This is a genomic window from bacterium (genome assembly GCA_030685015.1).
Classification (GTDB): Bacteria; CAIWAD01; CAIWAD01; order CAIWAD01; family CAIWAD01; genus CAIWAD01.
The window spans coordinates 20675-38888 of the sequence record JAUXWS010000019.1 but is presented as its reverse complement, the minus strand read 5'-3'; the positions used below and the strand labels follow the sequence as shown (position 1 = coordinate 38888).

Here is an 18214-nt window from a genome sequence, read left to right as displayed (position 1 = left end):
CCGGGCGCGGCCGGGGGTCATGCGCCAGTGGCGCCACAAATCGAGTACGAGACGATGAAATATGTGATGGAGCTGACATGGATCTTCTGTGGGAACACCCGGGAGATCTGCAGCAGGACCAAAGGGTTGCCCATGTCGCCAAGACGCTGAGCCTGCCCCCCGCCATTGCCGCCGTGCTGGTCGGCAACGGCGTGGGATCGCCCGATGCGGCGGAAGCCTTCTTCAACCCCGGCCGGGACCAGCTGATTGATCCAAACCGGTTCAGGGACATGGAGAAAGCGCTGGATTGCTTGACGGACGCCCTCATGCGCCGGCGCCGCATCGCCGTTTACGGCGACTACGATGTGGACGGGGTGACCTCGGTCGCGCTGCTTTATCTCTTTCTCAAGGATGTGGGCGGTGACGTTTTCACCCACATCCCGGTCCGCAACAGCGAGGGCTACGGCCTTTCCATCGAGGGGGTGGAAAGCATCCGGGCCAGGGGCGCCTCTGTCCTGGTCACGGTGGACACGGGCATCACGGCCCTGGAGGAGATCGCCCACGCCCGCGATGCCGGACTGGAGGTGGTGATCTGCGACCACCATCAGCCGGCCGCCATGTTGCCCGCCGCCACCGCCATCCTCAACCCCAAGCTGCCCGACGAGCCCTACCCCTTCAAGGAACTGGCCGCCGTGGGCGTGACCTACAAGCTCTGCCAGGCCCTGGTGGAGCGGCTGGGGATCGACGAGAGCGTGCTGGAAGCCTACACGGACCTGGTGGCCATCGGCTCGGCGGCGGACATTGTGCCGCTGGTGGGCGAGAACCGCGTGTTGGTCAGCCGCGGCCTGGCCAAGATCAACCGGGAGCCGATGGTGGGCGTGGCGGCCCTGCTGCAGGTGGCCGGCCTCATGCGGCGCGAGGTGGATGTGGCCAGCATCGTGTTCGGGCTGGCGCCGCGCATCAACGCGGTGGGCCGCCTGGGCAGCGCCGACCGCGCCGTGCGCCTGCTCTGCACCAGGAACCGGGAAACGGCCGCCACCATCGCCCAGGTGCTGGAAAGCGAGAACTGCCAGCGCAAGACGATCGACCACGACACCCTGGACGAGGCCATGGCCGAGGTGCCCCGCGTCTGCGACCTGGAGCGCGACCGCATCATCGTGCTGGCCCGCGAGGGCTGGCACAGCGGCGTGATCGGCATCGTGGCCAGCCGCATCATCGAGCGCTACCACCGCCCCACCGTCATGATCACCATCGACGAGGACGGCATGGGCAAGGGCAGCGCGCGCAGCATCCACGGCTTCGACATCTACGAGGCCCTTCACCACGCCAGCGATCTGCTCATCCAATTCGGCGGGCACAAGTACGCCGCCGGCCTCACCATCCGCGGCGAGAAGGTGCCGGAGCTGCGCGAGCGGCTGCGCCTGTGGACCTCCACCAGACTGGGCCAGGAGGACCTTAAACCGCGGCTGCGCATCGACGCCGAGATTCCCTTGCGCGCCGTCAACCGCGGGTTTCTGGAACACGTCCAGCGTTTCGCCCCCTTCGGTCCCAGGAATCAGATGCCGCATTTCCTGTCACGGGACCTGCGCGTGCTGGGCAGCCCCCGCGTGGTGGGCAACGGCCACCTCATGCTGCGCGTGGAACAGGACGGCATCGAGTATGACGCCATCGGCTACGGCCTGGGCCACCTGGCCGACTCCCTCTCCGAGCCGGATCGCGGGGTGGACATGGTCTACTCGGTGATGGAGAACAACTGGCGCGGCAGCTGTTGCATCCAGCTCCAGATCAAGGACACGTGCCTCGCCGGACGTCGGCGCATCGTGCCCAGGGAGCGGGGCCGGGAGGACGATTGAGGGGCCGGCCATGTCTGTTCAATGTCCCGGCTCCTGATTAGTTTGGATCCACACGGACAGGAGACACCATGGACCTCAGCACCACCCAGCAGGCCTTCCACGAGCAGGTGCGCGACTTCGCCCAGCGCGAGGTGAAGCCCCGCGCCGCCGCCATCGACGCCGAGGAGAGTTTCCCCCTGGACCTGGTGGCCCGCATGGCGGAGCTGGGACTGATGGGCATCCCCTACCCGCAGGAGGTGGGCGGCGCCGGCCTGGACACCGTCTGCTACGCCCTGGCGGTGGAGGAGATCAGCCGCGCCTGCGGCAGCACGGGCCTGACCCTGGCCGCCCACACCAGCCTTGGCACCAATCCCATCCATTTCTTCGGCAGCCCGGAGCAGAAGGCGCGCTGGCTGCCCGAGTTGTGCCGTGGCCGTACCCTGGGCGCCTTCGGTCTAACCGAGCCGAGCGCCGGCAGCGACGCCGGCGGCACCCGCACCTTCGCCGCCCACGACGCGGAGGGCTGGCTGGTCAATGGCGCCAAGATGTGGATCACCAACGCCGCCTATGCCGACGTGCTCATCATCACCGCCCTCACCGACCGCGAACGGCGGGAGATCAGCTGTTTCCTGGTGGAGAAGGGGACACCTGGCTACGTCATCGGCCCCGCCGAGAAGAAGCTGGGCCTGCGCGGCAGTGACACCCACGCCCTCACCTTCGAGCAGCTGCGCCTACCGGAGGAGGCCCTCCTCGGCCAACCCGGCAAGGGTTTCCAACAGATGTTGCAGACCTTGGACGGCGGCCGCATCTCCATTGGAGCCATGGCCTTGGGCCTGGCCCAGGGCGCCCTGGACGAGATCCTGGAGATCTTCCGCGGCGTCAATCTGCGCCAGAGCCACGCCTTCTTCGTGGCCGACATGGCGACCCGGATCCAGGCGGCCCGCCACCTGGTCTACGACGCCGCCCGCTCCAAGGACGCCGGCCGCGACTACGCCGTGGCCGCCAGCATGGCCAAGCTCTTCGCCAGCGAGGCCGCCAGCTGGTGCGCCGACCGCGCCATCCAGATCATGGGGGCCGAGGGCTACACGCGCGCCCGCGCCAGCGAGCGCATCTGGCGCGACGCCAAGCTCTGCGAGATCGGCGAGGGCACCAGCGAGATCCAGCGCCTGGTGATCAGCCGGAGGCTGCTGGAGGTGAGGTGATGCTGTCCGGAAGGGACATCATGGACCATCAGCCATCCGCTGGCTATGCGGAATTCCTAAAAGAACTGAAGGCGCAGATCCGCCGGCGCCAGTTGCAGGCCTTGCGGGTGGTCAACCGCGAGCTGGTTGGCTTGTACTGGGACTTGGGCGAGGCCATCCATCTCAAGCAGTTGGAAGCGGGTTGGGGCAAGGCGGTGGTGGAGACCCTGGCCCGCGACCTGCAAGCCGAGTTCCCCGGCCGCAATGGGTTCTCCTCGCAGAATCTCTGGCTGATGCGGCAATTCTACTGCGAATACTCCCAGCTGCCAAAACTCCAACCGCTGGTTAGAGAAGTCAGCTGGGCCAAGAACCTCGTCATCCTGGGGCGCTGCAAGGATCCCTTGGAGCGGGAGTTCTATCTGCGCGCCACCGCCCGCTTCGGCTGGACCAAAAACGTGCTGCGGCTCCAGGTGGATGGCAAGAGCTACGAGAGCTACCTCTTGAATCAGACCAGCTTCGACGACACACTGTCCCCCGAGCTGCGCGACCAGGCCGCCCTGGCCGTGAAGGACCATTACACTTTCGATTTCCTCGGTCTGGAGGTAGAGCACAGCGAGCACGAGTTGGAACAGGCGCTGGTGCGGCATGTGCGCAGCTTTCTGGCGGAACTGGGCGGAGCCTTCACCTTCATCGGGAACCAGCACCGCCTGGAAGTGGGCGGACAGGAGTACTTCATCGATCTGCTGCTCTTCCACCGCCGGCTGCGTTGCCTGGTGGCCGTGGAGTTGAAGATCGGCGACTTCCAGCCGGAGCACAAAGGGAAGATGGAGTTCTACCTGGAAGTCCTTGACGCGCAGGAGCGGGTGGAGGGGGAGAACCCGCCCGTCGGCATCATCATCTGCCGCGACAAGAATCGCACGGTTGTCGAGTACGCTCTGCGCAGCGCCGCTCGGCCACTGGGGGTGGCGACCTATGATGTGGTGCGGCAGTTGCCGGCCTCGCTGCAGGGCGAACTCCCCAGTCCGGAGCAGATCGCAGCCCGGCTGGAGAGCTGGGAGAGCGAGTGAGCGGCCGCGGCGAGGGCACCAGCGAGATCCAGCGCTTGGTGATCAGCCGGAGGCTGCTGGAAAGCAGATAGGGGCGCAGATGGATGATGTCCGCGTCCGCTTGGCGGCATTCCAATGGTTGCAGGATCAGATCCGCCTTCATGGCGATGAGATGAGGGCGGAAACCCTGCGCATAGGCTTCCAGCTTGACGGTGAGCGGGTGCCGCTCATGGGGCCGTCGGGCATTTGGAAGCCGAAAGTGATTGAGGCACTTCCGCTTTCCATTACCACCACCTGGGACAACCCCTACCAGGATCGAGTGGGCGTCGACGATGTCTTCATCTACAGCTTCCGCAGGGGCGAGCATGCCCAGAACGATTACCTGATCCGGGCCGCCCGTCAACACACCCCCCTGATCTACTTCCATGCCGTTGGCAAGGCCCTATACAACGCGTTGTTTCCCGTCTTCATCGTTCACGTGGATGTCCATGCACGGGAGATCCGCGTGCAGGTGGGGGATGCCCTCCAACCCTATGCTTACGGGCGCACGGCGGGTCTGGCCGCTTCCACCGGCATGGCGGACAGGGGACCGGATCCAGTCCGATCCTACTTGACCGTGCAGGCGAAAGTGCGCCTGCATCAACGAGTTTTTCGCGAACGCGTCTTGGCAGCCTACTCACGTCGCTGCACCTGCTGCGGCTTCCGCCACGAGGAGATGCTGGATGCCGCCCACATCATTCCGGATGCCCATCAGCAGGGAAGACCGATCGTTCCCAATGGGCTTTCCCTCTGCACGCTCCACCACCGGGCCTACGATCACGCCTTGATCGGCATCACGCCCGACTACAAGATCCGCGTGCGGCCCAGTCTGTTGGAGGAAGAGGATGGTCCCACCCTCAGCGGGATCCAGGGGCTCAATGATCAATCCTTGCGAGTTCCTCGAAGAGCAGGAGATCGCCCCGACCGCGATGCGCTTGACTACCGCTACCAGCAGCTCCTCACTGCCTGCGGCTGACCTGTGTCTCCGCTGCTCGCTTGGCGGTGTTCGCGGGCATGCCACCATTTTCCAGGGCGATTGCCTTTTCGCGGGGCGTTGCGTAAAATTACGCAGTCAATTGAGTAAATGGATATGATGATTGATCGTCAAGGGCTTCAGGTTCTCGCTCGGCGTCTGCAGGAAGCCCGTCGCTTCATCCAAGTGGTGGCGGGTCCGCGTCAAGTGGGCAAGACCACTCTGGCGCTGCAGGCGGCCAAGGCCTGCGGCATGCCCTGGCGCTACGCCAGCGCCGACGAACCCACCCTGCGCGGGCCGGAATGGATCGCCCAGCAGTGGGAGGCGTCTCGTCAGGAATGCGGCCGGGGCGATGCGGTGCTGGTGCTGGACGAGGTGCAGAAGGCGCCCGCCTGGTCGGAGGCGGTCAAGCGCCTCTGGGACGAGGATACGCGCGAGGGGCGTGGCTTGCGTGTGGTCCTGTTGGGTTCGGCCCCACTGTTGGTGCAGCGCGGGCTGACGGAAAGTCTGGCCGGCCGCTTCGAGCTGCTGCGCCTTGCCCACTGGTCGGCGGCGGAGATGCGGCAGGCCTTCGGCTGGAGCGTTGAGCAGTGTGTCTGCTTCGGCGGGTACCCAGGTTCCGCGCCGTTGGTGGGTGACGTCGAGCGCTGGTCGCGCTATGTGCTGGACTCCCTGGTGGAGACCACCATTTCCCGCGATGTGCTTTTGCTTTCCCGAGTGGACAAGCCGGCCCTGCTGCGCCGCCTCCTCGAGCTGGGCTGCCAGTTCTCGGGACAGGTGCTGGCCTTCAACAAGATGTTGGGCCACCTTCAGGACGCGGGAAACACATCCACCTTGGCCCATTACCTAGAGTTGCTGGATGGCGCCGGACTCCTCACCGGACTGCCCAAGTTCGCCGGTGCGGCCCACCGTCGCCGGGCGTCCAGCCCAAAGCTCCAAGTGTTCAACACCGCGTTGCTGACCGCCCCCTTCGGCCGCGGGGTAGAGGAATGGAAGGCGGATCGCGTCGCATGGGGCCGGCTGGTGGAGTCCGCCGTGGGCGCGCATCTGGCCAATGCCGCCGCGGGCGGCATGTGCGAGCTGTCCTACTGGCGGGAGCGCAACCGTGAGGTGGACTTCGTCGTCAAGGCCCGCGGCTGCGTGACGGCCATCGAAGTGAAGGGCGCCCGCGTGAGGGATCACCTGCCGGGCATGGCGGCCTTCGCTGCCGCCTTCAATCCCGATCGCCTGCTGCTGGTGGGCGACGACGGGATACCGTTGGACGACTTCCTCCTTTCGCCCGTGGAGCGATGGGTGATGCCTGAGTAGCCGGCTGCCCGCTCGGTTGGGCGCTTGCGCGTCAGTGCCCGAAGCAAGCCGGAGGCTAATGGAAATCACGCTGGACCGCGGTTGACGACATCCATGTAAAAAATCCACGCACATGCTGCAGATTTGGATTTGATGTTGTACACTTGCCGCCGGACTGCCTGAGGACCCAGCGACGCGCGCCTGCCGATTCGGCCTGATGCCTGCCCTGGAGCGCCCCGACGGCGCTTCCCGATTTTCCGGGATCGTCACTCGTGTAGGAGTCCGTCGCGGTCATTGACGCGGCTTGACTTGCGTTCTGCGGATGAGGCATGGGGGCCAGCGTAGGTCCCCGGGTCGTCCGTTTTGTGTTTGGATTGGAGTGAGAAATGAAGATCTACGTGGGCAACATGGCCTTCTCGACGACGGAGCAGCAGCTTCGCGCGGCGTTCGAGGCCTTTGGCACCGTTGACGAAGTGGCTGTCATCAACGATCGCGACACGGGTCGCCCCAAGGGCTTCGCCTTTGTCACCATGCCCAATGCCCAGGAAGCCAACGCGGCCATCAACGCCCTCAACGAGCAGGACATGGGCGGCCGCAATCTGCGCGTCAACGAGGCCCGCCCCAAGGCCGAGGGTGGTGGCGGCGGCGGTGGTTACGGCGGTGGCGGCGGTGGCCGCAACCGTTGGTAGCATGAAGATCGACCGCCACACCACGTAATTGGTGGGCGGTGCAGGAATGAAGGGCCGTCGCGGGCAACCGCGGCGGCCTTTTCCGTGGGGCGCTTGCGGCCGGACGCAACCGGGTGGACGGCTCTTACAATGAACTGAAGCTACACAAAGGAGAATTTTTGGAAAATAAGCCGAATGCTTGTGCATAACAGGAATTATTGTCCCATACTCGTCCCGCGACTGCTTGACATGCCTGTGCAATGCCGCCGTTGACTCGTCGACGGCCCGCCCTGGAGCGCCCCTGGCGCCTCCATCTGCTCCCGGCACCGTCATCCTTCGTCAATCCCGCCAGCGGGCGGGATCCGGCGCCTTCCTGGCGCACTTGTTCTGTGTCTTCCGGGCGTCTGTCGGGAACCAATCGGGGTCCCGAGCCGCCCATCACTGTTATTGGATTGGAGTACGCAATGAAGTTGTATGTGGGCAACATGGCCTTCTCGGTGACGGATTCGCAGCTGCGCGCCGCCTTTGAGGCCTACGGCACGGTCGAAGACGTGGCGGTCATCAACGATCGCGACACGGGGCGCCCGAAGGGTTTCGCCTTCGTCACCATGCCCAACGCCCAGGAGGCCAACGCGGCCATCAACGGCTTGAACGAAAAGGACATGGACGGCCGCAACCTGAAGGTCAATGAGGCCAAGCCCAAGACCGAAGGCGGCGGCGGGGGCGGAGGCGGCAGCCGCCGCTGGTAGCCCGCGACCATCCGGCCAGGTTCTCCACGGAGTGCCGGCCGGACCAGTGAACCAAGCCGCCGCGTCTCCGGATGCGGCGGCTTTCTTTTTGGCGCCCGCGTCCAACGGGTTCCCTCGCCAGCGGCTCATTGCCATCTTGAGGGCGACAGCCGTCCGCCGCTGCTGCGGACGCGAGGGTTCCCGGTCTCATATGGGCAGGGCATGAGAGGCGCACAGCCATCGCCAGCATCCGCGGAGTCGCCGGGGGAGGGCGCTTGAGCCGGGCGCAGGCCCTGCCAGGGATGAGGTCTCGTCGCACCGGGCGGCGCCGATCGTGGTGATGGTCGCCATGCCAATGTCCTTTCCGCTCTTTGCGGCCCACGAGATCGACTTTGGCCGCCTGCTCATCCAGCGCGCGGCGGGGGGACGCCTGCTCCTGCCCGTGGCTCCCTGCCTGCTGCGCATGACGGAGCGCGTGGTGCTGGTGGACGCCGGCTTCGATCCGGGCTTGGCCCAGCGCCTCGCTGGTGTGGATTGGCAGCCACCGTCCTTCGCGCTGGACCGTCAGCTGGAGGTCCTGGGCCTGACCCGGGACGACGTCTCCGACGTCATTCTGACACACCTGCACGACGACCACGCCGGCGGTGTCTTTGATCGCGAACGGGGAGCCCCCGTCTTCCCCAACGCCCGCCTCCACCTCCAGGAACTGGCCCTGTGGCGTGGACTGGACCGCGTGGCGCGGGGCGGCGAGCGTTTCATTTCCGCCGAGCTGCTGGAGTGGCTGGGTGACTGGCCGCTGGCGGTGCGCCACCACGGGGATTGGGAACTGGGCGGGGAGATCCAGGTCCGCCACACGGGCGGCCACACACCCGGGCACCAGGTGGTCCTGGCGGGCGAGGGGCGCCTGCGGCGTGGCGGGGAGGGCGACCTGGCCTGGGAGCGGACCGGCGACGGGGGCGGGGACCTGCTGCTGGGCGGCGACCTGCTCTCGCTCAAGGCCGCCTTCAACCCCGCCTTCCGCACCAGCAGCGATCTGGAGCCGGAGGTGGCGCGGACCCGGCGCCGCGAACTGGCGACGGCGGCGGACAGCGGCCTCGCCTGCTATTTGTACCACGGCGTGGTGGGCAAGCGCTTTCGGCGGCCCGACCCGAACGAGGGACGGGGCCGCAGCTCAGCGGATTGAATGAAAACATGCACCAAGGGATGGGAGGGATCGTGAAGCAAGTCGTCATCGTGGCCGCGGCCCGCACACCAATCGGCTCCTTCAACGGAGCCCTCGCCTCGGTCGCGGCCCCGCGGCTGGGAGCTGTCGTCGTGGCCGAGGTGTTGCGCCGCGCCGGCGTCCAGCCGGAACTGGTGGACGAGGTGATCATGGGCAACGTGCTGCCCGCCGGCACCGGACAGGCGCCCGCCCGCCAGGCAGCCCTGTTCGCCGGGCTGCCCGAGCAGGTGGCCTGCACCACCGTCAACAAGGTCTGCGGCAGCGGCCTCAAGGCGGTGATGTTGGCGGCCCAGGCCATCGCCTGCGGGGACGCCGAGGTGGTGGTGGCGGGCGGCATGGAGAACATGAGCCAAGTGCCCCACTATCTGCCCGAGGCGCGCAACGGCCTGCGCCTGGGCCACGGACGGGTGGTGGACGGCATGATCCACGACGGCCTGTGGGACGTCTACAACAACTTCCACATGGGCAACGCGGCGGAGATCTGCGCCAGGGACATGGCGATCAGCCGCGCCGACCAGGACGCCTTCGCCGCCGAGAGCTACCGCCGCAGCACGGCGGCCATCGCGGCGGGCGCCTTCCAGCGGGAGATCGTGCCCGTGCCGGTGCCGCAGCGCAAGGGCGACCCCGTGCTGGTGGACACCGACGAGGAACCGGGCAAGGGGCGGCCCGACAAGCTGGCCTCGCTGAATCCGGCCTTCGACAAGGCGGGCACGGTGACGGCGGGCAACGCCAGCAGCATCAACGACGGGGCCGCGGCCCTTCTTCTCATGAGCGCCGACAAGGCCCGGGAGCTGGGCCTGAAACCCATGGCGCGCGTCGTCGCCGCCGCCGGCGTCGCCCAGAAGCCGGAGTGGTTCACCACCGCCCCGGCGGCCAGCATCAACAAGGCTCTGGCCAAGGCGGGCCTCAGGTTGGATGAGATCGACCTCTTCGAGATCAACGAGGCCTTCAGCGTGGTCAGCCTGGCCAACGAGCGCCTGCTCAAGGTCGACCCGGCCAAGGTCAACCCGCGCGGCGGGGCGGTCAGCTTGGGGCATCCCATCGGCGCCAGCGGGGCGCGCGTGCTGGTGACCCTGCTGCACGAGCTGGAGGATCTGGGCAAGCGGCGCGGACTGGCCAGCCTCTGCATCGGCGGCGGCGAGGCGGTGGCCCTCATCGTGGAACGGGAGGTTTGAGATGAAGCAGGATTGCATCGCGGTGATCGGCGCGGGCACCATGGGCAACGGCATCGCCCACGTCTGCGCCAAGAGCGGCTATCAAGTGCGCCTGGTGGATTTGGGCGAGGAGCTGGTGAAGAAGGCCCTGGCCACCATTGGCGGCAACCTGGGCCGCGAGGTGAAGAAGGAGAAGATCAGCCAGGCCGAGGCCGATGCCGCCCTGGCCCGCATCCAGCCCGGCACCGACCTGAACGCCGCCGCCGAGGCCTTCCTCGTGGTGGAGGCGGCCACAGAGAACAAGGCCGTCAAGCTGGAGCTTTTCCGCAAACTGGCGGCGATCTGCGCGCCGGAGGCGGTGCTGGCCAGCAACACGAGCAGCATCTCCATCACCGCCATCGCCTCCGCCACCGGTCGCCCCCAGCAGGTGATCGGCATGCACTTCATGAATCCCGTGCCCGTCATGCAGCTGGTGGAGGTGATCCGCGGCCACGACACGAGCGCGGCCACCCTGGACCTGGTGCTGGGTGTCTGCGGCAAGCTGGGCAAGACGCCCCTGGCCAGCGAGGACTACCCTGGCTTCGTCGCCAACCGCATTCTCATGCCCATGATCAACGAGGCGGTCCAGGCCCTGATGGAGGGCGTCGCCACGCGGGAGGCGATCGACGGCATCATGAAGCTGGGAATGGCCCACCCCATGGGTCCGCTCACCCTGGCCGACTTCATCGGCCTGGACGTCTGCCTGGCCATCCTCGAGGTGCTGCACGAGGGCCTGGGCGATCCCAAGTACCGGCCCTGCCCGCTCCTGCGCAAAATGGTGGCGGCCGGCCATCTGGGGCGCAAGACGGGGCGCGGCTTCTACGAATACTGATCCGTGCTGGCCGGTCCGCAGCGGCATGGGGCGACGATGAACGCGCCGCGAGGTGGTGACTCGATGACAGCGGTGATCGTGGGTGGGATCGGGAAGCAACGAGGTTGACATGGATTTCCTCTTGAGTGACGATCAGCAGGCCGTGCGCGAGATGGCGCGGCGCTATGCCAATGAACGACTGCTGCCGGGCATCCGTGAGCGCGAGGAGACGATCGCCGCGGGAGGACCCTGGCCCGACCTCGGCCGCGAGCGGGCCGGCCTTTTCGAGCTGGGCTTCGCCGGCATGCTGCTGCCCGAGGACGAGGGCGGGATGGGTCTGGACCACCTCAGCTTCCACCTGGCGGTGGAGGAGTTGTCCCGGGTGGATCCCTCCATGGGCCAGCTCATCTCCAACCACAACGCCCTGGGCGTGGGCTGGATGCGCCACGCCGAACCGCGCCTGCGGCAGGCCTGGCTGCCCCGCCTGGCCGCCGGCCAGGCCCTCGCCGCCTGGACGCGCATGGACGACATCCGCCAGCCGCTCAAGGCGGAGGAGACGCCCCGCGGCCTGCGCCTGAACGGCGCCAAACGCATGGTGACGGCGGGCGCCATCGGCGACCTGCTGCTGGTGAGCGCCACGCTGGCGGGGCGCCGCATCGTTCTGGGCATGCCCGCCCACATGCCGGGCGTGACCCAGGAGCGGGAGCCGCTCAGCCTGGGCCTGCGCGGCGCCGGCATCGGCCGTGTCAGCTTCACCGATGTGGAGGTGGACGAGGACCATCGCCTGGACACGCGCATCAGCGGCAAGGGGCTCATGCTCGTGCGCGCCACGGCCAGCCTGGGCTGGGCCAGCGTGGCCCTGGGCATCATGGAGGGCGCGGCGGACCTGGCGCAGCAGTACGCCGCCCAGCGCGAGCAGTTCGGGCGCCGCATCGACTCCTTTGAGGCCATCCGCTTCAAACTGGCCGACATGCAGTGGAAGATGGAGGCTACCCGCGGCCTGGCCCTGCGCGCCGCCATCGCGGCCGACGCCGGACAGCCCACCGAGTTTGCCCGCTTGGCCGACCTGGCGCGCCTGGCGGGGGCGGAGGGCGCTTCCTTCTGCGGTCGCGAGGTGGTGCAGATCCATGGCGGCTATGGCTATTCCCGCGAGTACCACGCCGAGCGCTTCATGCGGGACGCCCGCGGCATGGAGATGGTGGGCGGCGGGGTGGAGGGCCTGCGCGAGCAGATCGCGGAGCGATGGATCGGCGAATCGGCGGCGACTGCCTGAGCAGGCCACCGCTGTTGAACACCCTTTGCCATGGATGACAGCGCCTGCCGCGCGGATGTGATAAGTTCAGGCCCATCATTGGACAGCTGATCCGCGGAGGTGCTCTGTGATATCCCGGCGCGCGGCTCGAGAGACGGCGGTGCTCATCCTGTACGCCCAACAGTCCAGTGGCCTGCCGCTGAGCGAAGTGCTGGACCGCGTGCGCATCCTGCAACGCAAGCTCGAGCTGGACCTGGAGGTGGGGGACGCCCTGCCCGCCAACGAGCTGGACCGGGATTCCATCTACGCCGTCTTCCTGCACGATCTGGTGCTGAAGACGATCCGCGACACGGAAGTGATCGACGCCATCATCACGGCGCGGGCCCACAAATGGGACCTGGACCGCATCGCCCGCCTGGACCGCATCATCCTGCGCATCGGCATCGCCGAGATGCTGCACTTCCCCGACATCCCCGAGAAGGTCTCCATCAACGAGGCGATCGAGATCGCCAAGAAGTACTCCACGGAGAACAGTGGCAAGTTCGTCAACGGCATCCTCGACTCCGTCAAGGGAGACATCGCCGAGCTGCGCCTCCAGTACGCCGACGAGTCATGAAGGAGATCGACCCCACGCCGCCCCGCCTGATGGTGGTGGCCGGGGAGTCAAGCGGCGACCAGATCGCCGCCCTGGCCCTGGCGCGATTGCGCGAGAGCCTGCCCCGCCTCGAATGCTTCGGCGTGGGCGGGCCGGCCCTGGCGGCGGCGGGCATGCGGATCGTGGCGCCCCTTGAGCGGCTGGCCGTGATGGGCCTGCTGGACGTGGTCCGCCGCCTGCCCGCCATCTGGCTGACCTGGCGCCGTGTCCTGCGGGAGCTGCGCGCCCGGCGGCCCCATGTCCTGCTGCTGGTGGACGCCCCTGGCTTCAACCTTCCCCTCGCCCGCGCCGCCCGCCGCCACGTGCCGCGGCAGGTCTATTACATCAGTCCCAAGTACTGGGCCTGGAAAGCGGGGAGATTGTCCCGGGTGGCTCGCCTGACCGACCGCCAGGCCCTCATTTTTCCCTTCGAGGAGGAGGACTACCGCCGGGTGGGGGGCCAGCCTGTCTTCGTCGGGCATCCCGTGCTGGACCTCGTCGCCGGCGCCTCCGGCCGCATCGCGGCACGGGCGGCCCTGGGCCTGGATCCCGACGAGCTGGTCCTCGCCCTCCTGCCCGGCAGCCGCGGCGGGGAGCTGCGCCACCATCTGCCGCTGCTGCGCGACGCGGTGGCGATGCTGGCCGACCAGCCCCTCCTGCCGCTGCTGCAGGTGCCCGATCGCGCCGAGGCGCGGGAGCTGGCGCGGGCGGCCGGACTGCCAGGCCGCGTCAAAGTGGTGGCGGGACGCTTCCACGAGGTGCTGCGCGCCGCCGACCTGGGCCTGGTGGCCAGCGGCACGGCCAGTCTGGAGGCCGCCGCCCTGGGACTGCCCCATCTCGTCTACTACAAGCTGGACGGGCCGGCCGCCTGGCTGGCCCGCCGGCTGGTCAAGGCGCGCTGGGCCTCGCCGGTCAACCTGGCCGCCGGCCGGGAGCTGGTGCCCGAGCTGCTCAACGAGGAAGCGCGCGGCGTCCTCATGGCGGACTGGGTGCTGCAGCGCCTGCGCGGTGGCGCCCTGCGCGAGGAGGGCGCCGCGCTGGCGGCCTCCGTCGAACGGACCTTGGGTGGTCCCGGCGCCTCGCAGCGGGTGGCGGATCTGCTCCGGGAGGAACTGCGGGCGGGAGGAGCCGCGTGCTGAGCTGGCGCAGCCTGAAGCGCCGGGCCGTGGCCTGGCTGGTGGTGGAGCTGGGCTGGTTGCTGCTCAAGCTCCTCCATGCCCTGGTGCGCGTGGAGCCGGTGGGGCGCGAGGGCCTCGAGACGGCCCGCGCGGCGGGGCGCAGCGTGCTCATCGCCCTCTGGCACGGACGCATCCTGCTCCCCATCATGGAGCACTGCGGCGAGGGGATTGTGCCCATGGTCTCCCTCTCCCGCGACGGGGAGATGATCGCCCGCACCGTCGAGAAACTGGGTTATCGCACCGTGCGCGGCTCCAGCAGCCGCGGCGGCCGCGAGGCGCTGCGCGAGCTGGTGGCCGTGCTCTCGGTGCCCGGCACGGTGGGCGCCATCATGCCGGACGGCCCCAAGGGACCGCGCCACCGCCTCAAGGCGGGCGTGGTGCAGATCGCCCGCGAGAGCCGCGCCCTGGTCCTGCCCATGAGCTGGGGCGCCCGCCGGCCCATCCGCTTCCGATCCTGGGATCGCTTCCAGCTGTGGCGGCCCTTCAGCCGGGCCGTGGTCCTCTATGGCGAGCCCGTTGAATGCCCGCCCGAGGGGGATCTGCGCGCCCAGTGCGAAAGCCTGGAACGGGCCCTGGTGGAGTTGGAGCGGCGCGCCGATGCCTGGTACGACGCACCCGGCCAGAAGTGGGGCGGCGATGCCTAAGCCGGTGACACGCCTGCTCTCCGCGCCCTGGGGCGGTCTCATGGCCCTGCGGCGGCGCCTTTACCATCAGGGCCTGTTGCCCGCCGCCGAGGCGGGCCTGCCCGTGGTGTCGGTGGGAAACATCAGCCTGGGGGGCACGGGCAAGAGTCCGCTCATCCGCCACCTGGCCCGGTCCATTCTGCAGGGCGCCCCCCACGAGCTGGCGGCGCACCTGCCGGAGCTGCCGCCGCCCGTCGCCATCCTCTCCCGCGGCTACGGACGGCGCAGCCGCGGTTGGCGGCTGGTCAGCCAGGGGGAAGGTCCGCTGCCGGGGATGGATGTGGACGAGGCGGGAGACGAGCCCCTCATGCTGGCCCGCCAGGTGCCGACCGCCTGGGTGGCCGTCTGCGAGGATCGCCGGGCCGGGGCGCGCCGCCTGCGGGAGCTGGGCGCGGGCTGCCTTCTGCTCGACGACGGATTCCAGCACCTGGCCTTGCGGCGGGATCGCGACCTGTTGCTCTGGGACTGCGCGGTGGATCCCGCCCGCGAGGCCGTGCTGCCCTTCGGCCGCCTGCGCGAATCCCCCGCCGCCGCTCTGGACGCCCATCTGCTGCTGCTCGGACGACCCTCCCGGCCGCTGGTCGAGGAGCGCCTCGCCTGGTTCGCGGAACTCTTCCGCCGCGCCGGCCGGCCCCTGCCCCCGCTCTTCGTGATGGAATCCTCCCCGGGCCGCCTCAGCCATCCTGAGAGCGGCGTCGTGGTGCCGGCGGGCGGCGTGGGACGCCATGGCATTTTCTGCGGCATCGCGGCCCCGGAACGCTTCCTGGCCCAGACGGTGCGCCTGCTGGGGCCGCCGGCCTGGAGCCGCTGCCTGGGCGACCACCACCGCTGGTCGGAAGGGGACCTCGCCGGGCTGCGGCGCGCCGTGGCCGATCATCACCTGCGCCATCTGGTCACCACCTGGAAGGACGCCGTGCGCCTGCCCGCCGGGCATGGCCTGCCCGTCCTTGCCGCCGACCTGGACCTGCGCATTCGTGCCGGGCACGACTATCTTGCCCGCCATGACTGAACTGGACGCCACCACTCCGCCCCCGGCGACGGATTTCCTGGTCGTGGGCAGCGGCATCGCCGGGCTCAGCTTCGCCCTCTGCGCGGCGGAGCATGGCGCCGTGCTGCTTCTCACCAAATCCGACCTGCTCGACACCTCCACCAACCGCGCCCAGGGTGGCATCGCCAGTGCGTTGGGCGGGGAGGATTCCTTCGCCCAGCACGAGCAGGACACCCTGGCCGCCGGCGACGGCCTCTGCCACGAGGCCGCCGTGCGGCAGATCGTGCGCGAGGGTCCGGCCAGCATCCGCTGGCTGGTGGAGCAGGGCACGCGCTTCACCCAGGATGATCAGGGCCGGCTGCATCTGGGCCGCGAGGGCGGCCACGCCCACCACCGCATCGTCCACGCCCGCGACCTGACGGGCGCCGAGATCGAGCGCGCGCTGCTCGAGGCGGCGCGCCGCCATCCGCGCATCACCCTCCTGCCGCACTGGATGGTGGTGGATCTCATCACGCGCCACCACTTCCAGGACGAAGGTCGCGCCGACGGCGGACCCTGCCACGGCGCCTATGTCATGCCCGTCACCGATCCCGGCGAGACCTTCCCCATCCACCGGGTGCTGGCCCGCGCCACGGTGCTGGCCTCGGGCGGCAGCGGCCAGATCTACCGCCACACGACCAATCCGGAAGTGGCCACCGGGGACGGCACGGCGCTGGCCTGGCGGGCCGGCGCGCGGTTGGCCAACCTGGAGTTCTTCCAGTTCCATCCCACCAGCCTGGCCCTGCCCGAGGCCCGCAACTGGCTCATCTCCGAGGCCCTGCGCGGCCATGGAGCGGTGCTGGTGGACGCCCGCGGCCGCCGCATCCTCGAGGGGGTCCATCCCATGCGGGAGCTGGCGCCGCGGGATGTCGTGGCGCGCGGCATCGATCAGCACATGAAGGCGGAGGGGGTGGACCACGTCCTGCTTGACGCCACGCATCTGCCCGCCGCCGAGCTGCGCGAGCAGTTCCCCACCATCCACCGCCACTGTCTGGAACTGGGGCTGGACATCACGCGGGAGCCCATCCCCGTGGTGCCCGCCGCCCACTACCAGTGCGGCGGCGTGTGGACGGACCTGGACGGCCGCACCAGTCTGCCCGGCCTCTACGCGGTGGGCGAGGCGGCCTGCACGGGTGTCCACGGCGCCAACCGCCTCGCCTCCAACAGCCTGCTCGAGGCTGTCGTCTACGCCCGCCGGGCCGCCGCCGCCGTGGCGCTCGATCCGCTGCCGGAGCCGCCTGCGGCGCGCATCGCGCCCTGGGACAAGTCCGGCACCTACGACCCCGAGGAGTGGGTGGTGGTGGAGCACGATCGCGAGGAGATCCGCGGCCTGATGTGGGATTACGTGGGAATCGTCCGCTCGCGGTCACGCCTGGAGCGCGCCCGCAGCCGGCTGGCGCTGATCGGCGGGCAGATCGAGGATTACTACCGCCGCACCAGCCTGCGCCCCGGACTGGTCGAATTGCGCAACATGGCCGCCGCCGCCCGCCTCTCCGTCGAATGTGCCCTCTTCCGGGAGGAGTCGCGCGGCCTCCACGCCCGCCTGGACCACCCCCGCCGCGACGACGCCCGCTGGCGGCACGACACCTGGCTGGAGCGCGATGGCGAGCGGCAGGCGCGTCTGTGGCTGCCGGATGCGGATGGACAGCCATGAAAAGGAAACGGGTCCTGGTGGGGACCCGTTCCGTCATGGTCTGTGCCGTGGCCACTTAGTTGGATTGCGACTCGGCGCTCTTCTTCAGCTCCTCATTGGCCATGATCGCCACTTCCACGCGGCGGTTGGCCTGCTTCCCCGCCACCGTCGAGTTGTCGGCCACGGGCTGGCTCTCGCCATAGCCCACCGTGCCGATGCGCGTGGCGGCCACCGCGTTCCGGACCAGGTAGTGGTAGACAGCCTGGGCGCGGCGCTCGGAGAGCTGCTGGTTGTGGCTCTCGGAACCGTCTGAATCCGTGTGTCCGGCGATGAGGATGTTTGTGTCGGGGTACCTGTTCAGCACCTCGGCGAAGCTGCGGAGGCTCTCCTGCGCGGCCGGCCGCAGATCCGACTTGTTCACGTCGAAGAGGATGCCCGAGGCGAGGGTGACCTGGATGCCTTCGCCCACGCGCTCGACGTCAGCCCCCTCCATTTCCGCCGCCAGCTCTTCCGCCTGCTTGTCCATGTAGTTGCCGATGACGGCTCCCGCCGCCCCGCCCACCGCCGCGCCGATGATGGCGCCGGTGGCCGTGTTGCCCGTCTGCTTGCCGATCATGCCGCCCACCGCCGCCCCGCCTGCGCCACCGAAAATGGCGCCCTTCTGGGCGCGGGTCATGGTGCAGGACATGCTGCCGGCCACCATCATCACGGCCAAAGCCATGAGCATGAACCGTTTCATGGTTGATTCCTCCATTTGGTTATTCTGATCATGATGTGTTTGGCTCCTGCACCAAAATGGCAATTCCGTTGCTGTCAGACTCGTTTTCTTTGATCCACAGCGCGCCTGG

At 68.6% G+C, this 18214-nt stretch carries 17 protein-coding genes; 16 read left to right on the top strand and 1 reads right to left on the bottom strand.

Annotated features, from left to right (window positions below):
• The first annotated feature begins 77 nt into the window (after window positions 1–77).
• From recJ to nadB, 16 genes are all read left to right on the top strand, one after another.
• Window positions 78–1832 (top strand): single-stranded-DNA-specific exonuclease RecJ, encoded by a 1755-nt coding sequence (gene recJ, locus Q8O14_01970; GenBank protein ID MDP2359510.1) that lies wholly within the window; start codon window positions 78–80, stop codon window positions 1830–1832.
• Window positions 1833–1900: 68 nt separating this feature from the next.
• Window positions 1901–3013, top strand: coding sequence for an acyl-CoA dehydrogenase family protein (locus Q8O14_01965; protein ID MDP2359509.1), 1113 nt, complete (start codon window positions 1901–1903; stop codon window positions 3011–3013).
• Entirely contained in the window at window positions 3013–4059 is a 1047-nt protein-coding gene (locus tag Q8O14_01960; GenBank protein ID MDP2359508.1) for a PDDEXK nuclease domain-containing protein, read from the top strand. The genes Q8O14_01965 and Q8O14_01960 overlap by 1 nt, the downstream gene beginning before the upstream one ends.
• A gap of 238 nt (window positions 4060–4297) precedes the next feature.
• Entirely contained in the window at window positions 4298–5053 is a 756-nt protein-coding gene (locus Q8O14_01955; GenBank protein MDP2359507.1) for an HNH endonuclease, read from the top strand.
• A gap of 117 nt (window positions 5054–5170) precedes the next feature.
• Window positions 5171–6358: an AAA family ATPase gene (locus Q8O14_01950; GenBank protein ID MDP2359506.1), complete on the top strand. Its 1188-nt coding sequence runs from the start codon at window positions 5171–5173 to the stop codon at window positions 6356–6358.
• A 365-nt stretch (window positions 6359–6723) separates the two neighbouring features.
• Entirely contained in the window at window positions 6724–7026 is a 303-nt protein-coding gene (locus Q8O14_01945) for an RNA-binding protein (protein ID MDP2359505.1), read from the top strand.
• A 443-nt stretch (window positions 7027–7469) separates the two neighbouring features.
• Window positions 7470–7754 (top strand): RNA-binding protein, encoded by a 285-nt coding sequence (locus Q8O14_01940; protein ID MDP2359504.1) that lies wholly within the window; start codon window positions 7470–7472, stop codon window positions 7752–7754.
• 328 nt (window positions 7755–8082) lie between these two features.
• Complete coding sequence (locus tag Q8O14_01935; GenBank protein ID MDP2359503.1) at window positions 8083–8916, top strand: MBL fold metallo-hydrolase; 834 nt, start codon at window positions 8083–8085, stop codon at window positions 8914–8916.
• Between the two features lie 20 nt (window positions 8917–8936).
• The gene (locus Q8O14_01930; protein ID MDP2359502.1) at window positions 8937–10130 is read left to right on the top strand and encodes an acetyl-CoA C-acyltransferase; all 1194 of its coding nucleotides are present in this window, start codon (window positions 8937–8939) and stop codon (window positions 10128–10130) included.
• 1 nt (window position 10131) lies between these two features.
• Window positions 10132–10980: a 3-hydroxybutyryl-CoA dehydrogenase gene (locus Q8O14_01925; GenBank protein ID MDP2359501.1), complete on the top strand. Its 849-nt coding sequence runs from the start codon at window positions 10132–10134 to the stop codon at window positions 10978–10980.
• Between the two features lie 109 nt (window positions 10981–11089).
• Window positions 11090–12232, top strand: a complete 1143-nt coding sequence (locus Q8O14_01920; GenBank protein MDP2359500.1) for an acyl-CoA dehydrogenase family protein — start codon at window positions 11090–11092, stop codon at window positions 12230–12232.
• A gap of 106 nt (window positions 12233–12338) precedes the next feature.
• On the top strand, window positions 12339–12827 hold the full coding sequence (gene nusB / locus Q8O14_01915) for a transcription antitermination factor NusB (GenBank protein ID MDP2359499.1): 489 nt from the start codon (window positions 12339–12341) through the stop codon (window positions 12825–12827).
• Entirely contained in the window at window positions 12824–13984 is a 1161-nt protein-coding gene (gene lpxB / locus Q8O14_01910) for a lipid-A-disaccharide synthase (protein ID MDP2359498.1), read from the top strand. Before nusB ends, lpxB begins: the two co-directional genes overlap by 4 nt.
• Window positions 13978–14667: a lysophospholipid acyltransferase family protein gene (locus tag Q8O14_01905; GenBank protein MDP2359497.1), complete on the top strand. Its 690-nt coding sequence runs from the start codon at window positions 13978–13980 to the stop codon at window positions 14665–14667. The genes lpxB and Q8O14_01905 overlap by 7 nt, the downstream gene beginning before the upstream one ends.
• On the top strand, window positions 14660–15715 hold the full coding sequence (lpxK, locus tag Q8O14_01900; GenBank protein ID MDP2359496.1) for a tetraacyldisaccharide 4'-kinase: 1056 nt from the start codon (window positions 14660–14662) through the stop codon (window positions 15713–15715). Before Q8O14_01905 ends, lpxK begins: the two co-directional genes overlap by 8 nt.
• Complete coding sequence (gene nadB / locus Q8O14_01895) at window positions 15708–17387, top strand: L-aspartate oxidase (protein MDP2359495.1); 1680 nt, start codon at window positions 15708–15710, stop codon at window positions 17385–17387. The genes lpxK and nadB overlap by 8 nt, the downstream gene beginning before the upstream one ends.
• A 55-nt stretch (window positions 17388–17442) precedes the next feature.
• On the opposite strand, the gene Q8O14_01890 is transcribed toward nadB, so the two are convergent.
• Window positions 17443–18105 carry an OmpA family protein gene (locus Q8O14_01890; GenBank protein MDP2359494.1) on the bottom strand — a complete coding sequence of 221 codons (663 nt, stop codon included), beginning with the start codon at window positions 18103–18105 and terminating at the stop codon, window positions 17443–17445.
• Between the last annotated feature and the right edge of the window lie 109 nt (window positions 18106–18214).